We start from the raw sequence: 16020 nt of genomic DNA, 5'->3' as shown, positions 1-16020 counted from the left end.
GCGCCCGTCCGGAGCAGGAGGCCGACCATGAAGACCCCCAGCCTGCCGTTCCCCGCCCCGCCGGCCGCCCTGCTGAGAGCGACCGCGCTGGAGCTCTTCGTACTCGCCGGGCACGCTCTGCTGTATCCGACCGGGATCGCGGGTGAGCGCCACCCGGGCCGCGCACCGGCCGGTGAAGGACCCGAGCCCGCCGGGCGCCCGGACATCGCGCCCACCGACCGGCCGCCCGTCGTCCTTCTCCACGGTTTCATCGACAACCGCTCCGTCTTCGTCCTGCTGCGCCGCTCGCTGGCCCGGCACGGCCGGCTCCATCTGGAATCGCTCAACTACTCCCCGCTGACCAGCGACATCCGTACGGCCGCCGAGCTGCTGGACCGGCACATCGAGGAGATCTGCGCCCGCACCGGCCACCCCCGGGTGGACATCGTGGGCCACAGCCTGGGCGGGCTCATCGCCCGTTATTACGTACAGCGGCTGGCCGGTGACCGCCGGGTGCGGACTCTCGTCACGCTGGGCACCCCGCACTCCGGGACCGCCGTCGCACCGCTGGCCGGGGCGCTGCCCATCGTGCGGCAGATGCGCCGGGGCTCGGCCCCCGTCGAGGAGCTGCGGCTGCCCGCGCCCGGCTGCCGCACCCGGTTCGTCAGCTTCTGGAGCGAACTCGACCGGGTGATCGTCCCCGCCGAGGCGGCCCGCGTCGACCACCCGGACCTGGACGCGGTCAACGTACGCGTCACCGGCATCGGCCACCTCGCGCTGCCGGTGCACCCGGCCGTGGCGGCGGCCGTACGGCAGGCGCTGGACGAGCCGGAGCCCGCCCGGGAGACCCCCGGGGCCACCGCCGGAACCACCCGCACCAGCCCCGCCGCCTAAACCGAACAAACTTCGAACATAGAGCCAAGGCTCTGTGCGGGCGCCGCCGAAAGACGGCCGATTGCCCGTTTTCCCGTGCGCCCCGGCGCCGTCGAAGATTGTCGACGGCGGATACCGCCGGGTACAGTCGCCGCCAGTTCTCCCGGGGTACCCCACACCCCCGGAACCTGCGTCCTGCTGCCGAGGCGAGAGAGAAGTTGGTGAACGACCAGCACCCCCACGCCGGGTATGCCGGATACGACGGCTACTCCACAGGCAGCTTGGAAACGGGCGGCTTCGAGACGGGCAGCTTCGAGACGGACCCGCTCTTCGGCTCCCTCCCCGGCACCGGCGCCACCTACGACGGCGCCTATGACGCCTCGTACGACACCTCGCAGGGCTACGGCACCGCGTACGGCACCACCCAGTGGGACACCGGCGCGCACCACGCCTACCAGGCCCAGCAGCACCCGCAGTACGACACGACCGCGTACGCCACCGCCACGTACGACACCACCACGACCTGGCTGCCGGAGCAGGGCTACGACTCCGGCCAGTGGGACACCACCACCTGGACCGCCGCCACGCCCGCGTGGCCCTCGGACGACACGGGGACGTACGACACCGGCGTGTACGACGCCACCGCCTGGAACACCGGCGCCACGCCCGGGCACGAAGAGCAAAATGTGCAAAGCCCGGCCGCCTCGAACGAAGCCGAACAGGCAGCCCCCTCGGAGACGTACGAGACGTACGAGACGTACGACAACAGCGAGTCGTACGAGAACGGCGACTACGACCCGTACGAGCCCCACCGCCGCGCCGCCGACGGCATCGAGCCGGACGAGACCGCCGCGCCGCACCCCGGTCCCGCCCCCGCCGAGGCCCGTCGCGGCGGCCGCAGCCGCAGGCGTTCCCCCGCGAAGCGCTCCGCACTCCTCACCGTCGCCGTTCCCTCCGCCTGCGTGATGAGCGTGGCCGGGATCGCCGCCGCGTCCGTGAGCGGGATGGGCGGGGACGAGACGAAGAAGGACGCGACCACCACCATGGCCGCCGCCGACCCCGGCACGGTCAAGCCGGTCGTGGCGAACAACGCGCTGGACACCCAGCTCGCCAACCTCAGCGCCGACGCGGAGAACTTCGCGGACCGCGCCAGCCGCACCCAGGAACGCATCGACCTGAAGGAGCGGCAGGCCGCCGAGAAGAAGAAGCGCGAGGAGGAGGCCGCCCGCAAGGAGGCCCTGCGCCCCAAGTTCGTGATGCCGGTCAAGCAGCACGGGCTGAGCGCCTACTTCGGGCAGGCGGGCGTCAACTGGATGTCCGTGCACACGGGCATCGACTTCCCCGTCCAGTACGGCACCCCGGTGATGGCGGCGACCGACGGCACGGTCCGTACGCAGTACAACAGCGCCTACGGCAACATGGCCATCGTGACCATGGCCGACGGCACGGAGACCTGGTACTGCCACCTCAGCAGCACCCGTATCCGCTCGGGCCCGGTCAAGGCCGGTGACGTCATCGCGTACTCCGGGAGCTCCGGGAACTCGACCGGCCCGCACATGCACTTCGAGGTGCGGCCGGGCGGCGGCGCGGCGATCGACCCGCTGCCGTGGCTGCGCGGCCACGGGATCAACCCGACCTGAGAGCCGGCCCGCGCGGGACGAACGGCGACGACGGCCGGGGCCTCGGGGGCTCCGGCCGTCACGCGTGTCTCAGAGCTTCTGCACCGGCGCGTACCGCAGGAGCAGCTTCTTGGGGCGGTCGTCGCCGAAGTCGACCGTGGCCTTCGCCTGGTCGCCGACGCCCTCGACCGCCGTCACCGTGCCCAGGCCGAACTGGTCGTGCGTGACCCGGTCGCCCGCCACCAGTGTGATCGTCGGCTTGTCCGAAGTCCGCCGGGTCGCGAAGCCGGAGGGGCCGGAGCGGGTCCGGGAGGCGGAGAGCGACGAGGTGATCCCCGAGGTGGGGCCGGCCGGGGCGGCCATCGGGCCCTTCCGCTTCCACTCCAGATGCTGGTCCGGGATCTCCTCAAGGAAGCGCGACGGCGGGTTGTACGAGGGCTGGCCCCAGGCGCTGCGCATGGCGGCCCGGGTCAGATACAGCCGCTCACGGGCGCGGGTGATGCCGACGTACGCGAGACGGCGCTCCTCCTCCAGCTCCTTGACCTGGCCGAGCGCCCGCATGTGCGGGAAGACGCCGTCCTCCATTCCGGTCAGGAAGACGACCGGGAATTCGAGGCCCTTCGCGGTGTGCAGGGTCATCAGCGTGATGACGCCGGAGCCGTCGGTGTCCTCGTCGGGGATCTGGTCGGAGTCGGCGACGAGCGCGACCTGTTCCAGGAACTCCGCGAGCGTGCCCGCACCCTCCTCCTCGCCCCGGTCCTGCTCGAATTCGAGGGCGACGGCGGCCAGCTCCTGAAGGTTCTCGATGCGGGTCTCGTCCTGCGGGTCGGTGGACGCCTGGAGCTCGGCGAGATAGCCCGTACGCTCCAGGACCGCTTCCAGCACCACGGCGGGTCCGGCACCGGACTCCACGATCGTGCGCAGCTCCTCCATCAGCGTGTTGAACCGCTTGACGGCGTTGGCGGAGCGGGCGGCCATGCCGTACGCCTCGTCCACCCGGCGCAGCGCCTGCGGGAAGGTGATCTTCTCGCGCAGCGAGAGCGCGTCGATCATGGCCTCGGCGCGCTCGCCGATGCCGCGCTTGGGCACGTTGAGGATGCGGCGGAGCGGGACGGTGTCCTCGGGGTTGGCGAGGACCCGCAGGTAGGCCAGGACGTCCCGGACCTCCTTGCGCTCGTAGAAGCGGACGCCGCCGACGACCTTGTAGGGCAGGCCGACCCGGATGAAGATCTCCTCGAAGACACGGGACTGCGCGTTCGTCCGGTAGAAGACGGCGACGTCGCCGGCCTTCGCGTCACCCGCGTCGGTGAGGCGGTCGATCTCCTCGGCGACGAACTGCGCCTCGTCGTGCTCGGTGTCCGCGACGTAGCCCGTGATGCGGGCGCCGGTGCCGGCGTTGGTCCAGAGGTTCTTGGGGCGGCGGCTCTCGTTGCGCTCGATGACCGCGTTGGCGGCGGACAGAATCGTCTGGGTGGAGCGGTAGTTCTGCTCCAGCAGGATCGTCGTCGCGTCCGGGTAGTCCTCCTCGAACTGGAGGATGTTGCGGATGGTCGCGCCCCGGAAGGCGTAGATCGACTGGTCCGCGTCACCCACGACGCACAGCTCGGCGGGCGCATGCTCCGGACCGGCCGGGCCGACCAGCTCGCGTACCAGCGTGTACTGGGCGTGGTTGGTGTCCTGGTACTCGTCGACGAGGACGTGGCGGAAGCGGCGGCGGTAGTGCTCGGCGACGTCGGGGAACGCCTGGAGCAGATGGACCGTCGTCATGATGATGTCGTCGAAGTCCAGCGCGTTGGCCTCGCGCAGCCGGGCCTGGTACATCGCGTACGCCTGGGCCAGCGTCTTCTCGAATCCGTCGGTGGCCTGCCCGGCGAAGGTCTCCTCGTCGATGAGCTCGTTCTTGAGGTTGGAGACCTTGGCGGTGAAGGACTTCGGCGGGTAGCGCTTCGGGTCCAGCTCCAGGTCGCGGCAGACCAGGGCCATGAGCCGCTTGGAGTCGGCCGCGTCGTAGATCGAGAACGAGGACGTGAAGCCGAGCCGCTTGGACTCGCGGCGCAGGATGCGGACGCAGGCGCTGTGGAAGGTCATGACCCACATCGCGTTGGCCCGGGGCCCGACCAGCTGCTCGACGCGCTCCTTCATCTCGCCGGCGGCCTTGTTGGTGAAGGTGATCGCCAGGATCTGGCCGGGGTGGACGCCCCGCTCGGCCAGCAGGTGGGCGATGCGGTGGGTGAGCACCCTGGTCTTGCCGGAGCCGGCGCCTGCGACGATGAGCAGGGGCGACCCGGAGTGCACGACGGCGGCGCGCTGCTCGGTGTTCAGCCCGTCGAGCAGCGCCTCGGGGTCGATGACGGGGCGGTGCGCGCCGTCGCGGTAGTACGCGTCACGGGGCGGCGGGGGCCCGTCGAACACGCCCGCGAACAGGCCCTCCGGCACCGCTTCGGGTGCGGGGTCCTCGGGGGGCGGCGGGGGCGCGTCCTCCTCCTGCTGGAGGCCGGCCAGGAAACTGTCGTCAAAGAGGCTGCTCATCGCTGTCCGAGTCTAGGGCCTGTCCGACGGACAGGCCCGGGCTCTCCACTGACACCCGGCCCCGCTCCGAAAAGGTCACGGAAATGTATCGGGCATATCGCACATCAACCTTCACAGCGGCCCCATGAGTTGGCTAGCGTGCACGTTCGGACGGCCCGTACCCCCAGAGGCGACCTACGCCGAGCGTGCCGCCACGCCGAATCCGGGCCCGCCCGGAACCGGGGACCCACACGCATCACCGGGGTGAATCGGTCCTCCCCCACCGGACCGTAGGGCAGCCTTCCGTTCCGCCCGAACCCGACAGCTAACCCGGTAGGCGGTCCACGGAAGGAGATGCCGGCCTTGGCGTCGCATCGCAAACCGCGCACCCGGGTGCGTTCCACCGCCCCCGCCGTCGGGCTGACCTCGGCGGCGCTGGCCTCGGTGACCCTGCTGTCCTCGCAGAGCGCGATGGCCGCGCCCACCCCGAAGCCGAGCATCGCGGAAGTCCAGAAGAAGGTGGACGACCTCTACCGGCAGGCGGGCAACGCGACCCAGAAGTACAACCAGGCCAAGGAGGCCACGGACCAGCAGAAGTCCAGGGTCGACACGCTCCTGGACGACGTGGCCAAGCGCACCGAGAAGCTGAACGACGCCCGCAGGACGCTGGGCAACTACGCCGCCGCCCAGTACCGCAACGGCGGCCTCGCGTCGACCGCGACCTTCTTCCTGGCCGACGACCCGCAGTCGTTCTTCGCCCAGACCCACCTCATGAACCGGATGGCCGAGCGCCAGCAGCAGGCGGTCACGGAATTCCGTACGCAGCAGGCGAAGGCGTCCAAGCAGCGGGCCGCGGCCGTGCGAAGCCTGGAGACGCTGACCAAGTCTCAGGCCGCGCTGCGCACCAGCAAGCAGAACGTCCAGACGAAGCTGACCGAGGCCCGGACGCTGCTCTCGAAGCTGACCGCCGAGGAGAAGGCGCGGCTGGCGGAGCTGGAGCGGAAGAAGAAGGCGGAGGCCGAGCGGAAGGCCGCGGAGCTGGCGAAGAAGCAGGCCGCCGCCAAGAAGGAGGCCGAGCGGAAGGCCAAGGAGTCGGGCGGCAGCGGTACGGAGACGGGCTCGGGCTCCGGCACCGGCACGGGCTCCGGGAGCAGCGCCTCCACGAAGGCGGAGAAGGTCCTCGCCTTCGCCCGCGCCCAGATCGGCAAGCCGTACGTCTGGGGGGCGACCGGCCCCTCCTCGTACGACTGCTCGGGACTGACGCAGGCGGCCTGGAAGGCGGCGGGCGTCGACATCCCGCGCACCACCTGGGACCAGGTGAACGTCGGGACGCGAATCGCCACGGCGGATCTGCAACCCGGTGACCTGGTGTTCTTCTACGACGACATCAGCCACGTCGGGATCTACAAGGGCGACGGGATGATGATCCACGCACCGAAGCCCGGGGCGAATGTGCGCGAGGAGTCGATCTACTACATGCCGATCTACGGGAGTGTGCGCCCCGCCTGACCGGGGAAGAGAGCCGGTCCGCGCGGGGCCGGCCCCCTCTTTCGAGGCGCGTCCGCCGCTCAGGTCCAGAGCGTGGCGATGAAGATGTTCGCCAGGGTCAGCGCGCCGACCGCCGCGAAGGCGCCCTTTTCGACCTTCTCCTCGTCCCGCTTGACGTAGACGAGCCCCAGGATCACGACCAGGAACAGCAGCTTGATGCCGATCTTGACGTTGTTCACGGGGTGGTCGTCGGCCTGGTCCAGGCCGACCAGGGCGACGCCGGTGACGAGCATGGTCAGCGCGCCGTGCAGCATGCCGGGGACGAACCGGGCGGTGCCGGCCTTCATCGCCTTCATCTGGCCGAGGAAGCCGCCGAGCAGGGCGGCGATGCCGATGATGTGCAGGGCGACGACGAAATCGATGAGTACGCGCATGGTTCCGCACCCTAGAACCCTCGCCCCGGACCGCTCCGGGCAGGGTGGGCCCTACGGGTCGCTTGAATGATGAATGCACTTTTTGCCTGATTCTGGGGTGCTTTTCCCGTTCAATCGGGCTTCATGTGCGGTCATTCGGCGACAATGCCACGCCAAGAGCGACCAATACCCGCCATAACGACACCTTCCCGTGACCTCGGATTAGCGTCCCTTCCCGGTGGCCGTGGAGCAGGAACCGTCCTCGCCGGCCGCCGGAGAAGCCCGCCGGTATACCCCGTCGGGCCGTCGCACGGAAGGACGCCCGCCCCCGTGGCAGCGCATCGCAAACCCAGGCAGCGCCTCATCACCGCCTCCGCGGCCCGCACCGCGGCGACCCTCGCCGTCGCCGGAGCCGCGACGGCCGCCGTGCTGCCGGGAGCCGCGCACGCGGACCCCGCGCCCACCGCGAAGCAGGTCAAGGCCCAGGTGGACCGGCTGTACCGGGAGGCGGAGGTCGCCACCGAGAAGTACAACGGCGCGAAGTCCGAGGCGGCCGCCGCCGCCAAGTCGGTCGACGCCCTGCGCGACGAGGCCGCCCGCCGGACCGCCCGCCTCAACACCGCCCGCGACGTGCTCGGCGCGTACGCCGCCGCGCAGTACCGGTCCGCCGGAATCGACCCGTCCGTACAGCTGGCGCTCTCCTCCGACCCGGACCAGTACCTGCGCCGCGCCACCTACGCGGAGCGGGCCGGTGAGCGCCGGGCCACCGAGGTTCGCTCGGTACGCCGCCAGGTCGCGGAGATCGCCCAGGTACGCGCCGAGGCGGCCGGGAAGCTCACCGAACTGGCCTCCCGGCAGGCCGCCCTGAAGGAGCACCGGGCGACCGTCCGCGCCAAGCTGGCCGAGGCCCGCCGCCTGCTCGCCCGCCTCACCCCGGCCGAGCGCGCCTCCTACGACGCCGCCGAGGACGGGCGCGGGGCCGGTCACGCCGACCGCGGCGCGCCGCGCGCCGCCGTCGCCGCGCCCAACGCGCGCGCCGCGCAGGCGGTCGCCTTCGCGTACAACGCCCTGGGCAAGCCGTACGTATGGGGTGCGACCGGGCCCAACGCCTTCGACTGCTCCGGGCTCACCCAGGCCGCCTGGCGCGCCGCCGGGGTGTCGCTGCCCCGGACCACGTACACCCAGATCAACGCCGGGCAGCGGGTGCCGCGCTCCCAGCTGGCCCCCGGGGACCTGGTGTTCTTCTACTCGGGCGTCAGCCATGTCGGCCTGTACATCGGGAACGGCCGGATGATCCACGCGCCGCGCCCCGGGGCTCCGGTCCGGATCGCGCCCATCGATCAAATGCCCTTCGCGGGGGCGACCCGGGTGGCATAGGCCCCGGCCCTCGCTGCCCCGGCCCGATCAGGACCGAAGCCGCCTAGACGAGCCGTCGCGCGGTCGCCCAGCGGGTCAGTTCGTGGCGGTTGGAGAGCTGGAGCTTGCGGAGCACCGCCGAGACGTGGGACTCGACCGTCTTCACCGAGATGAACAGCTGCTTGGCGATCTCCTTGTACGCGTAGCCCCGGGCGATCAGGCGCAGCACCTCGCGTTCTCGCTGGGTCAGGCGGTCCAGGTCCTCGTCGACCGGGGGCGCGTCCGTGGAGGCGAAGGCGTCGAGGACGAAGCCGGCCAGGCGGGGCGAGAAGACGGCGTCGCCGTCCTGGACCCGGAAGACGGAGTCGACCAGGTCGGTGCCGGTGATCGTCTTGGTGACGTACCCCCGGGCGCCGCCGCGGATGACGCCGATGACGTCCTCGGCGGCGTCGGACACGGAGAGCGCGAGGAAGCGCACCGGGTTCTCGGCGGTGCCCATCAGGGGTGCGCAGCGGCGCAGCACCTCGACGCCGCCGCCACCGGGGAGGTGGACGTCGAGGAGGACGACCTCGGGGCGGGTCGCCGTGATGACGGTGACCGCCTGGTCGACGTCGGCCGCCTCGCCGACGACCTCGACGCCGGTCTCCTCGGTGCGGCCGATCTCGGCCTGGACGCCGGTGCGGAACATCCGGTGGTCGTCGACGAGCACGACTCGTACCCGGCGCTCCGGGTTCTCCTGGCCCCCGGTCGCCTCACTGGTCCCGTTCATCGCTCGTCCTCTCCATCTCAAGCTCGACCTCGGTGCCCCCGCCGGGCACCGAACGCAGCCGGGCCGTGCCGCCGTTGCGCTGCATCCGGCCGATGATCGATTCACGTACGCCCATTCTGTCCCCCGGTACGGAGTCCAGGTCGAATCCCGGTCCCCGGTCGCGCACGGAGACGAAGACCGTGCGGCCCTCGACCTCCGCGTAGACCTGGACGGCGCCGCCCTCGCCACCGTACTTGGCGGCGTTGACCATCGCCTCGCGTGCGGCCTGCATCTGTGCGGCCAGCTTCTCGTCCAGCGGGCAGTCGCCGACGACGACGACCTCCAGCGGGACGCCGTGCTTGTCCTCGACCTCGGCGGCGGCCCGTTTGACGGCCTCGGCCAGGGTCTCGGGCTCGTCGTCCTCGTCCTTGCCGGTGCCCTCGGGGTTGTACAGCCAGTTGCGCAGCTCGCGTTCCTGGGCGCGGGCGAGCCGGCGGACCTCGCCGGCGTCGTCGGCGTTGCGCTGGATCAGGGTCAGGGTGTGCAGGACGGAGTCGTGGACATGGGCGGCGACCTCGGCGCGCTCCTGGGCCCGGATGCGCATGAGGCGTTCCTCGGAGAGGTCCTGGGTCATGCGGACGAGGTAGGGGCCGGCGAGGAGGGCGATGCCGGTGAGCACGGCGATGGCGGCGGTGATGACGTTGCCGAGCTGGGCGGCCGAGCCGCGTACGACCATGAAGACGGCGAGGCCGAGGCCGACGAGGGCGACTCCGGCCAGGGCGCGGGCCAGTTGCAGGACGCGGCGGCGGCGGCCGACCTCCATCCAGCGGGCGCGGCGGGCGTTGTCCGCCTGGCGCCAGACCAGGACGGAGCCGGCGCCGATGAGGAGGCTGGGCCAGATGTAGCGGTCGGCCTTGCTGCCCATGTCGACGTTGCCGACGAAGATGGCGGCGCCGACGAGCAGCGCGATGAGGGCGAAGAGCTGGCCCTTGTCGGGTTTGCGGAGGCGGCGGGTGCCGTCGGGGGCGGTCTCGAAGACGGATCGGGGGCCGTCCACACCGCCGACGCCGAGCGGGACCACGATCCAGAACACCGCGTAGAGCAGGGCGCCGAGGCCGTCCGCGAAGAACAGGCCGAGGAAGACGAACCGGAGCCAGGCGACCGGGAGTCCGAGGTGTCCGGCGAGTCCGCGCGCCACACCGCCGAGGAGCCGGCCGTCGGCGCTGCGGTACAGCTTGCGCAGCGGAGGCTCCTCCGGGTCGGGGGCGTGAGAGCTTGCGGCTCGGCTGGTGGCGGCTGGCATGGTCCGATCGTCACATGCCCGTACGGGCGAGGGCATCAGGGTCGGCCCCCACTTCGACCCTGAGACAGCCGGGACCGTAGCAGGGTGGGGCCCGGGGCGGGGGTCCGGCATCCCTGAGAGGCGGGCCGGCCAATATCAGGGACCGGCCAGGGTCGGGGCGGGTGCCGGTGGGGCGGGTGGGCCGTCACCATGGAGTCATGACCGTTCCCCAGGACGCGCCGCCCGGCGCCGCACCTCCCCCGGACCCCGCTCCGCGCCTGCACCGCAGCCCGCGGCACAAGGTGGTGGCCGGGGTCTGCGGCGGGCTGGGCCGGTACTGCGACGTCGATCCGGTGATCTTCCGGATCGTGCTCGGAGTGCTGTCGGTGACCGGCGGCTTCGGGCTGATCTTCTACGGCTTCGCCTGGCTGCTGATCCCGGCGGAGGGCGAGGAGGAGAACGAGGCGCGGCGGCTGCTGTCGGGCCGGGTCGAGCTGGCGTCGCTGAGCGCGGTGCTGTGCGCGCTGATCGGCTGCGGTCTCTTCCTGTCGATGCTGGGCAACGGCGGCACGCTGGCGTTCTCCGCGCTGCTGTCGCTCGCGGTCCTCGGCTTCTCCATGTGGACGCAGGCGCGCAAGAAGGCCGGTCCGGAGGACCCGCTGCACCAGGCGGCCGCGCAGGCCGCGTCGGAGGCACCGCCCGAGGTGAAGGCGCCGCCGGTGCTGTCGTGGCCGTCGTGGTGGCGCGACCCCATAGTGAAGGACGGGTCGACCGGGAAGGTGGCGATCGGCTATCTGTGGGGGCCGCACGACGCCGCGGTCCTCGGCGAACCGCGCGGGGCGACGCCCGAAGCGCCGTTCCGCCCGCCGCCGCCCCGGTCGCGGGAGGTGCGGGGGCCGCGGTCCATCGCGGGCCCGGCGTTCGCCGGCGCGCTGGTCGCGGGCGGTCTCGGTACGGGGCTGACCTGGGGGTCCCAGCCGATGGGCACGAGCCTGGAGATCGGGTTCGCCGCCGCGCTCGGGGTGTTCGGGCTGGCGATCCTGATCAGCGCGTTCATCGGGCGGACCGGGTTCGGCACGCTGCTGCTGGCGATGATCACGTCCGGGCTGCTGGTGGGCGCCGCCTCGCTGCCCAAGGACATCGGCACGCACTGGGTGCGCGAGGAGTGGCGCCCGGCGTCCGTCGCCGCGGTCCAGCCGTTGTACGCGATCGGCTCGGGCCAGGCCGAGCTGGACCTGACCCGGATCACGGTGCCGAAGGGCGAGACCGTGGGGACCCGGGTGGAGGCCCGGGCGGGCCGGGTCGTGGTGCACGTCCCTCCGGAGGTCACCGTCCGGGTGCACGCGCGGACCCGGTTCGGGGCACTGGTGGTGGTGGACGGCCATCGCAAGGGCGATCTGGACATCCGCGCCACGCAGGAGCAGCGCCGGACCATGCCGCCGGCCGAGGGCAGCACCCCGGGCGGCACGATCGACCTGGATCTGGAAGTGGACTACGGACAGCTGGAGGTCAACCGTGCCGCGTCATGAGTTCCGGCCGGGGCGGGCCGTCACCGGCCTGGTGATGCTGTCCCTGGCCGCCGGATACGCGGTGGACGCGGCGGGCGGCTGGGACGCCCCGCCGCAGTTCTTCATCGCGCTGTTCTGCGGCGGGCTGTGGACGGCCGCGTGGGTGACCTGGATCGCTTACCGGATACGCCGCCGGCGCGCGGCGAGGAGCGCGTCCAGGGAGAGCGACGCGGCTCCGCCCAGCAGCAGCGGCAGCCATGCCATGAGGTAGATCAGGTCGCTGCCGAGGTAGTAGGGGGAGGTCTGCCAGCTGACGGTGAGCCACAGGCTCAGCGAGATGAGGGCGCCGCCGAGCGCGGCGATCCTCGCCCACAGGCCGAGGAGGGTGCCGATGCCGACGGCCAGCTCGCCGAACGCGATCGCGTATCCGAAGCCGGACGGGCTGTTCAGCGCCAGGTCGATCAGGCCGGGGATCGCGGCGGAGTCGCGGAGAAAGTGCATCTGCTCACCGATCGACCCCGGGCCGGTGGCGTGGAGGAACGCGCTGTCGGTGAGCTTGTCGAGCCCGGCGTACACGAAGGTGACGCCGAGGAAGATGCGCAGCGGCAGCAGGGCATGCTCCCGCGCGAGGTCCCGCAGGCTGCCGCCCTCGCCCTGTACCCGCCCCGGCCCCCGCCCGTTCCCGCCGTACCCGTACATGCTGCTCCCGCCTTCCACGACCGCGTGTCGCCCGCCACCGGACCGTACGGCCCGTCACCCGACCTTACGTACGAACGGGGTGGGGGGATCGGGCGCGGTACGGGTTGGCGGGGCGCGGTCGTGGTCGTGGTCGTGGGAGACGGTCGCCGGACGCGGCGGCGGGGGCGCGGCGGCCGGGTGGGGTCAGTCCGTTACGGCGATGGTGATCGGGGGTGTTTCCGTGCCCGCGGCCGTCACCACCTGTACCTCGGCCGTGCCCGGTTCGACCTCGACCGGTACCGGCACGGTGAGCAGGGTGTCGGAGGGGTTCGCGAAGCCTCCGGGAACCGGGACCAAGGGGACGTGGACGTGCACGGTGCCGATCCGCACCACGACGCGGGCCAGCCGGTCCGGGGCGCCCGCGCCCGGCGGCACGAATCCGGCGCCGCGGATCTCGATGTCGTCCCCGGTGCGGATCGGCGCGTCCAGGTCGCCCGCCTCGCGGGACCGGACGACCGAGAGCACGACGGGCCGGCCGCCCTCGGCGAACTTCCCGGTGAAGTAGACGGCCGCCGACACGGCCACCAGGAGGGCGAGGCCCCACGGCAGGTCGGGCAGCTGCTCGGGCCTGCGGGCCAGGCGGACGGCGGCGAACACCACGGCGACCGTGGACACCAGCACGTACTGCACATCCGTGAAGCCGCCGCGCCCCGAGTCGTCGGTGAGCAGGTCCGCCGCGCGCGGCCGGTCGGCGCGCAGCTTCTGGAGCCGCCCGGACAGCACCCGTACGCTCACCACCCGGCGCACCGCCACCGCCACGGCGCACACCAGCGCGAGCACCGCCACGATGCCGGCGCCGCGCGCCAGGTCCAGGCCGTCGATCAGCTCGTCGCGCCGGGCGTGCCCGGAGGCGGCGGCCAGTTCGAGGGCGAGGACGAGCACGGAGAACACGGCGAGCAGCACCCAGGACGCGGCGACCGCGCGGGAGGTGGAGAGCCGGTTGTCCTCACCGATCAGCGGGGCGAGCAGGCCGCCGCGGGCCCGGTGGACATGGGCGGCGGCGGTCAGCAGCCCGGCGGTGACCAGGCCGGCGACGAGTCCGGCGGTACGGGCGTGGGTCCAGCCCGCGCCGATCGCGGTCGCCGCCTCGGCGAGGGCGAGGACGGCGAGGCCGCCCCAGACGACGACCAGGGTGCGCTGCCACACCCGGTACAGCCAGGCGTCCCCGGCCTCGCGGCCCCGGTCGGCCACCTCGCGCGCGGACTCGGTCAGCTCGTCGGAGACCCACTGCCGGGTCGCGGACGCCGACTGGGCGACCCCGGCGGGCAGCCCCTGTCCGGCGGCGAACTCGTCGCGCTTGGCCAGGAAGGCGGCCACCGCGCGCCGGTGTCCCTGGCGCGCCCCGTGCGGGCAGTCCCCGCAGGTGCAGCCGCCGCCGTGCGCGCCCTGTCGTGCCTCGTCCAACGCCACGGAGAACGCCGCCCTTTCCCGCCCCTGTTGCCGCCGTCGGCGGGTCAACTCGTCTGTGAACGCTGCGAATTGTGCCGTACGGGGTGGAGGGGCGGCGCATCGGGGCGCACCGGAAGGGTGTCTTCGTCAGCGTGTTCGATACCTGCTCAGGCGCCGAGCACGAGGTGGGCCAGGCCGAGCGTGCCCCGGTAGCCGCCGCCCCTTCCCGGAACCGGGGCTCCGTCCCGGGCCCCGCGCCTCGAACGCCGGCGAGGCCGAGTTGCGCGCCGGGGCCGCATACGACGATGCCGCCGCCCGGTCGTCGGGCGGCGGCATCGTCAGCGGGCTGCGGGAAACGTCACTCCCACTCGATCGTCCCCGGCGGCTTACTCGTCACATCGAGTACCACTCGGTTGACGTCGGCGACCTCGTTCGTGATGCGGGTGGAGATCCTGGCCAGGGTCTCGTACGGCAGTCGGGACCAGTCGGCGGTCATCGCGTCCTCGGAGGAGACCGGGCGCAGCACGATCGGGTGGCCGTAGGTGCGGCCGTCGCCCTGGACGCCGACGCTGCGGACGTCCGCGAGCAGGACCACGGGGCACTGCCAGATGTCGCGGTCCAGGCCGGCCGCGGTCAGCTCCTCGCGGGCGATGGCGTCGGCCTCGCGGAGCAGGTCGAGGCGGTCCTTGGTGACCTCGCCGACGATGCGGATGCCGAGGCCGGGGCCGGGGAAGGGCTGGCGCTGGACGATCTCGTCCGGCAGGCCGAGCTGCTGGCCGACCATCCGGACCTCGTCCTTGAACAGCTGGCGCAGCGGCTCAACCAGCTCGAACTCGATGTCCTCGGGGAGACCGCCCACGTTGTGGTGGGACTTGATGTTGGCGGTGCCGGTGCCGCCGCCGGACTCCACGACGTCCGGGTAGAGCGTGCCCTGGACGAGGAAGGCGACCTCGGGGCCGTCCTCCTGGAGGATCTCCAGCTGGGCCTGCTCGAAGACGCGGATGAACTCGCGGCCGATGATCTTCCGCTTCTGCTCCGGGTCGGAGACGCCGGCCAGCGCGTCGAGGAAGCGCTTCTCGGCGTCGACCACCTTGAGCTTGGCGCCGGTCGCGGCGACGAAGTCCTTCTCGACCTGCTCGGTCTCGCCCTGGCGCATCAGGCCGTGGTCGACGTACACACAGGTGAGCTGGGAGCCGATGGCCTTCTGGACGAGGGCGGCGGCGACGGCGGAGTCCACGCCTCCGGACAGGCCGCAGATGGCGCGCTTGTCGCCGACCTGGGCGCGGATCGCGGCGACCTGCTCCTCGATCACGTTGCCCGTGGTCCAGGTGGGCTCGATGCCCGCGCCCCGGTACAGGAAGTGCTCCAGGACCTGCTGGCCGTGCGTGGAGTGCATGACCTCGGGGTGGTACTGGACGCCGTAGAGCTTCTTCTCGTCGTTCTCGAAGGCGGCGACCGGGACGACCTCGGTGGACGCGGTGACGGTGAAGCCCTCGGGGGCGGCGGAGCAGGCGTCGCCGTGCGACATCCACACCGACTGCTCGGCCGGGGTGCCCTCGAAGAGCGTGGAGCCGGACTTGGCGACGGTCAGCGGGGTGCGGCCGTACTCGCGGGCGCCGTTGTCGTCGACGGTGCCGCCGAGCGTGGTCGCCATCAGCTGGAAGCCGTAGCACATGCCGAAGACGGGGACCCCGGCCTCGAAGAGCGCGCGGTCCAGCGTGGGCGCGCCCTCGGCGTAGACGGAGGAGGGGCCGCCGGAGAGGATGATCGCGCGGGGGTTCTTGGCCAGCATCTCGGCCACCGGCATCGTGGACGGCACGATCTCGCTGTAGACCCGGGCCTCACGGACGCGGCGGGCGATGAGCTGGGCGTACTGCGCGCCGAAGTCGACTACCAGGACCACGTCGGTGGTGGTGTCGGGGGCGGCGGGGGGTGCTGCTGGCACGGGCGGCCTTCCGGCGGTGGAGAGGGGTCGGTCCTCCAATTCTACCGGCGGCCGGAAGCGACCTGCCCCGGTCCGAGGGGGTGTGCGCCGTCTCACGATCCGGGCCGGGTGCGTAAGGCCCGGGGGCGAGGGGCCATACTGTCCGCATGCGTCAGCACACGACCTTCGTCTTTA

12 protein-coding genes and 1 riboswitch are annotated in these 16020 nt (G+C 72.2%); of the genes, 5 read left to right on the top strand and 7 right to left on the bottom strand.

The features are described 5' to 3' along the window. Positions 1 to 27: 27 nt before the first annotated feature. Both OG338_RS18760 and OG338_RS18755 read left to right on the top strand, forming a co-directional pair. Positions 28 to 873 carry an esterase/lipase family protein gene (locus OG338_RS18760; RefSeq protein WP_405938406.1) on the top strand — a complete coding sequence of 282 codons (846 nt, stop codon included), beginning with the start codon at positions 28 to 30 and terminating at the stop codon, positions 871 to 873. A 200-nt stretch (positions 874 to 1073) separates the two neighbouring features. Next, complete coding sequence (locus OG338_RS18755; protein ID WP_405938405.1) at positions 1074 to 2492, top strand: M23 family metallopeptidase; 1419 nt, start codon at positions 1074 to 1076, stop codon at positions 2490 to 2492. 69 nt (positions 2493 to 2561) lie between these two features. Here OG338_RS18755 and pcrA read toward each other — a convergent pair whose 3' ends face one another. Continuing rightward, positions 2562 to 5000 (bottom strand): DNA helicase PcrA, encoded by a 2439-nt coding sequence (gene pcrA / locus OG338_RS18750; RefSeq protein WP_405938404.1) that lies wholly within the window; start codon positions 4998 to 5000, stop codon positions 2562 to 2564. A gap of 184 nt (positions 5001 to 5184) precedes the next feature. Then, positions 5185 to 5335: riboswitch (cyclic di-AMP (ydaO/yuaA leader) on the top strand. Between pcrA and OG338_RS18745 the strand changes: the two genes are divergently transcribed. Beyond that, the gene (locus tag OG338_RS18745; protein WP_405938403.1) at positions 5334 to 6488 is read left to right on the top strand and encodes an NlpC/P60 family protein; all 1155 of its coding nucleotides are present in this window, start codon (positions 5334 to 5336) and stop codon (positions 6486 to 6488) included. (Overlaps the previous riboswitch by 2 nt.) Positions 6489 to 6547: 59 nt before the next feature. Here OG338_RS18745 and OG338_RS18740 read toward each other — a convergent pair whose 3' ends face one another. Then, the gene (locus OG338_RS18740) at positions 6548 to 6901 is read right to left on the bottom strand and encodes a hypothetical protein (protein WP_405938402.1); all 354 of its coding nucleotides are present in this window, start codon (positions 6899 to 6901) and stop codon (positions 6548 to 6550) included. Positions 6902 to 7210: 309 nt separating this feature from the next. Here OG338_RS18740 and OG338_RS18735 point away from each other — a divergent pair, with 309 nt between their 5' ends. Next, on the top strand, positions 7211 to 8257 hold the full coding sequence (locus OG338_RS18735) for an NlpC/P60 family protein (protein WP_405938401.1): 1047 nt from the start codon (positions 7211 to 7213) through the stop codon (positions 8255 to 8257). Between the two features lie 43 nt (positions 8258 to 8300). On the opposite strand, the gene OG338_RS18730 is transcribed toward OG338_RS18735, so the two are convergent. Both OG338_RS18730 and OG338_RS18725 read right to left on the bottom strand, forming a co-directional pair. Beyond that, positions 8301 to 9005, bottom strand: a complete 705-nt coding sequence (locus OG338_RS18730) for a LuxR C-terminal-related transcriptional regulator (protein WP_405938400.1) — start codon at positions 9003 to 9005, stop codon at positions 8301 to 8303. After that, positions 8989 to 10287 (bottom strand): PspC domain-containing protein, encoded by a 1299-nt coding sequence (locus OG338_RS18725; RefSeq protein ID WP_405938399.1) that lies wholly within the window; start codon positions 10285 to 10287, stop codon positions 8989 to 8991. Before OG338_RS18725 ends, OG338_RS18730 begins: the two co-directional genes overlap by 17 nt. Before the next feature lie 197 nt (positions 10288 to 10484). On the opposite strand from OG338_RS18725, the gene OG338_RS18720 reads away from it, so the two are divergent. Further along, on the top strand, positions 10485 to 11795 hold the full coding sequence (locus OG338_RS18720; RefSeq protein WP_405938398.1) for a PspC domain-containing protein: 1311 nt from the start codon (positions 10485 to 10487) through the stop codon (positions 11793 to 11795). 156 nt (positions 11796 to 11951) lie between these two features. Here the strand turns inward: OG338_RS18720 and OG338_RS18715 are convergent, their stop codons facing one another. From OG338_RS18715 to guaA, 3 genes are all read right to left on the bottom strand, one after another. After that, on the bottom strand, positions 11952 to 12473 hold the full coding sequence (locus OG338_RS18715; protein ID WP_405938397.1) for a DoxX family protein: 522 nt from the start codon (positions 12471 to 12473) through the stop codon (positions 11952 to 11954). 183 nt (positions 12474 to 12656) lie between these two features. Then, a complete protein-coding gene (locus OG338_RS18710; protein WP_405938396.1) occupies positions 12657 to 13922 on the bottom strand; it encodes a hypothetical protein in 1266 nt (421 codons plus the stop codon). Between the two features lie 337 nt (positions 13923 to 14259). Then, the gene (gene guaA, locus OG338_RS18705; protein WP_405938395.1) at positions 14260 to 15846 is read right to left on the bottom strand and encodes a glutamine-hydrolyzing GMP synthase; all 1587 of its coding nucleotides are present in this window, start codon (positions 15844 to 15846) and stop codon (positions 14260 to 14262) included. Positions 15847 to 16020: the final 174 nt, after the last annotated feature.

The organism is Streptomyces sp. NBC_00726, from assembly GCF_045161735.1.
Classification (GTDB): domain Bacteria; phylum Actinomycetota; class Actinomycetes; order Streptomycetales; family Streptomycetaceae; genus Streptomyces.
This window is presented reverse-complemented; position numbering and strand designations above follow the sequence as displayed.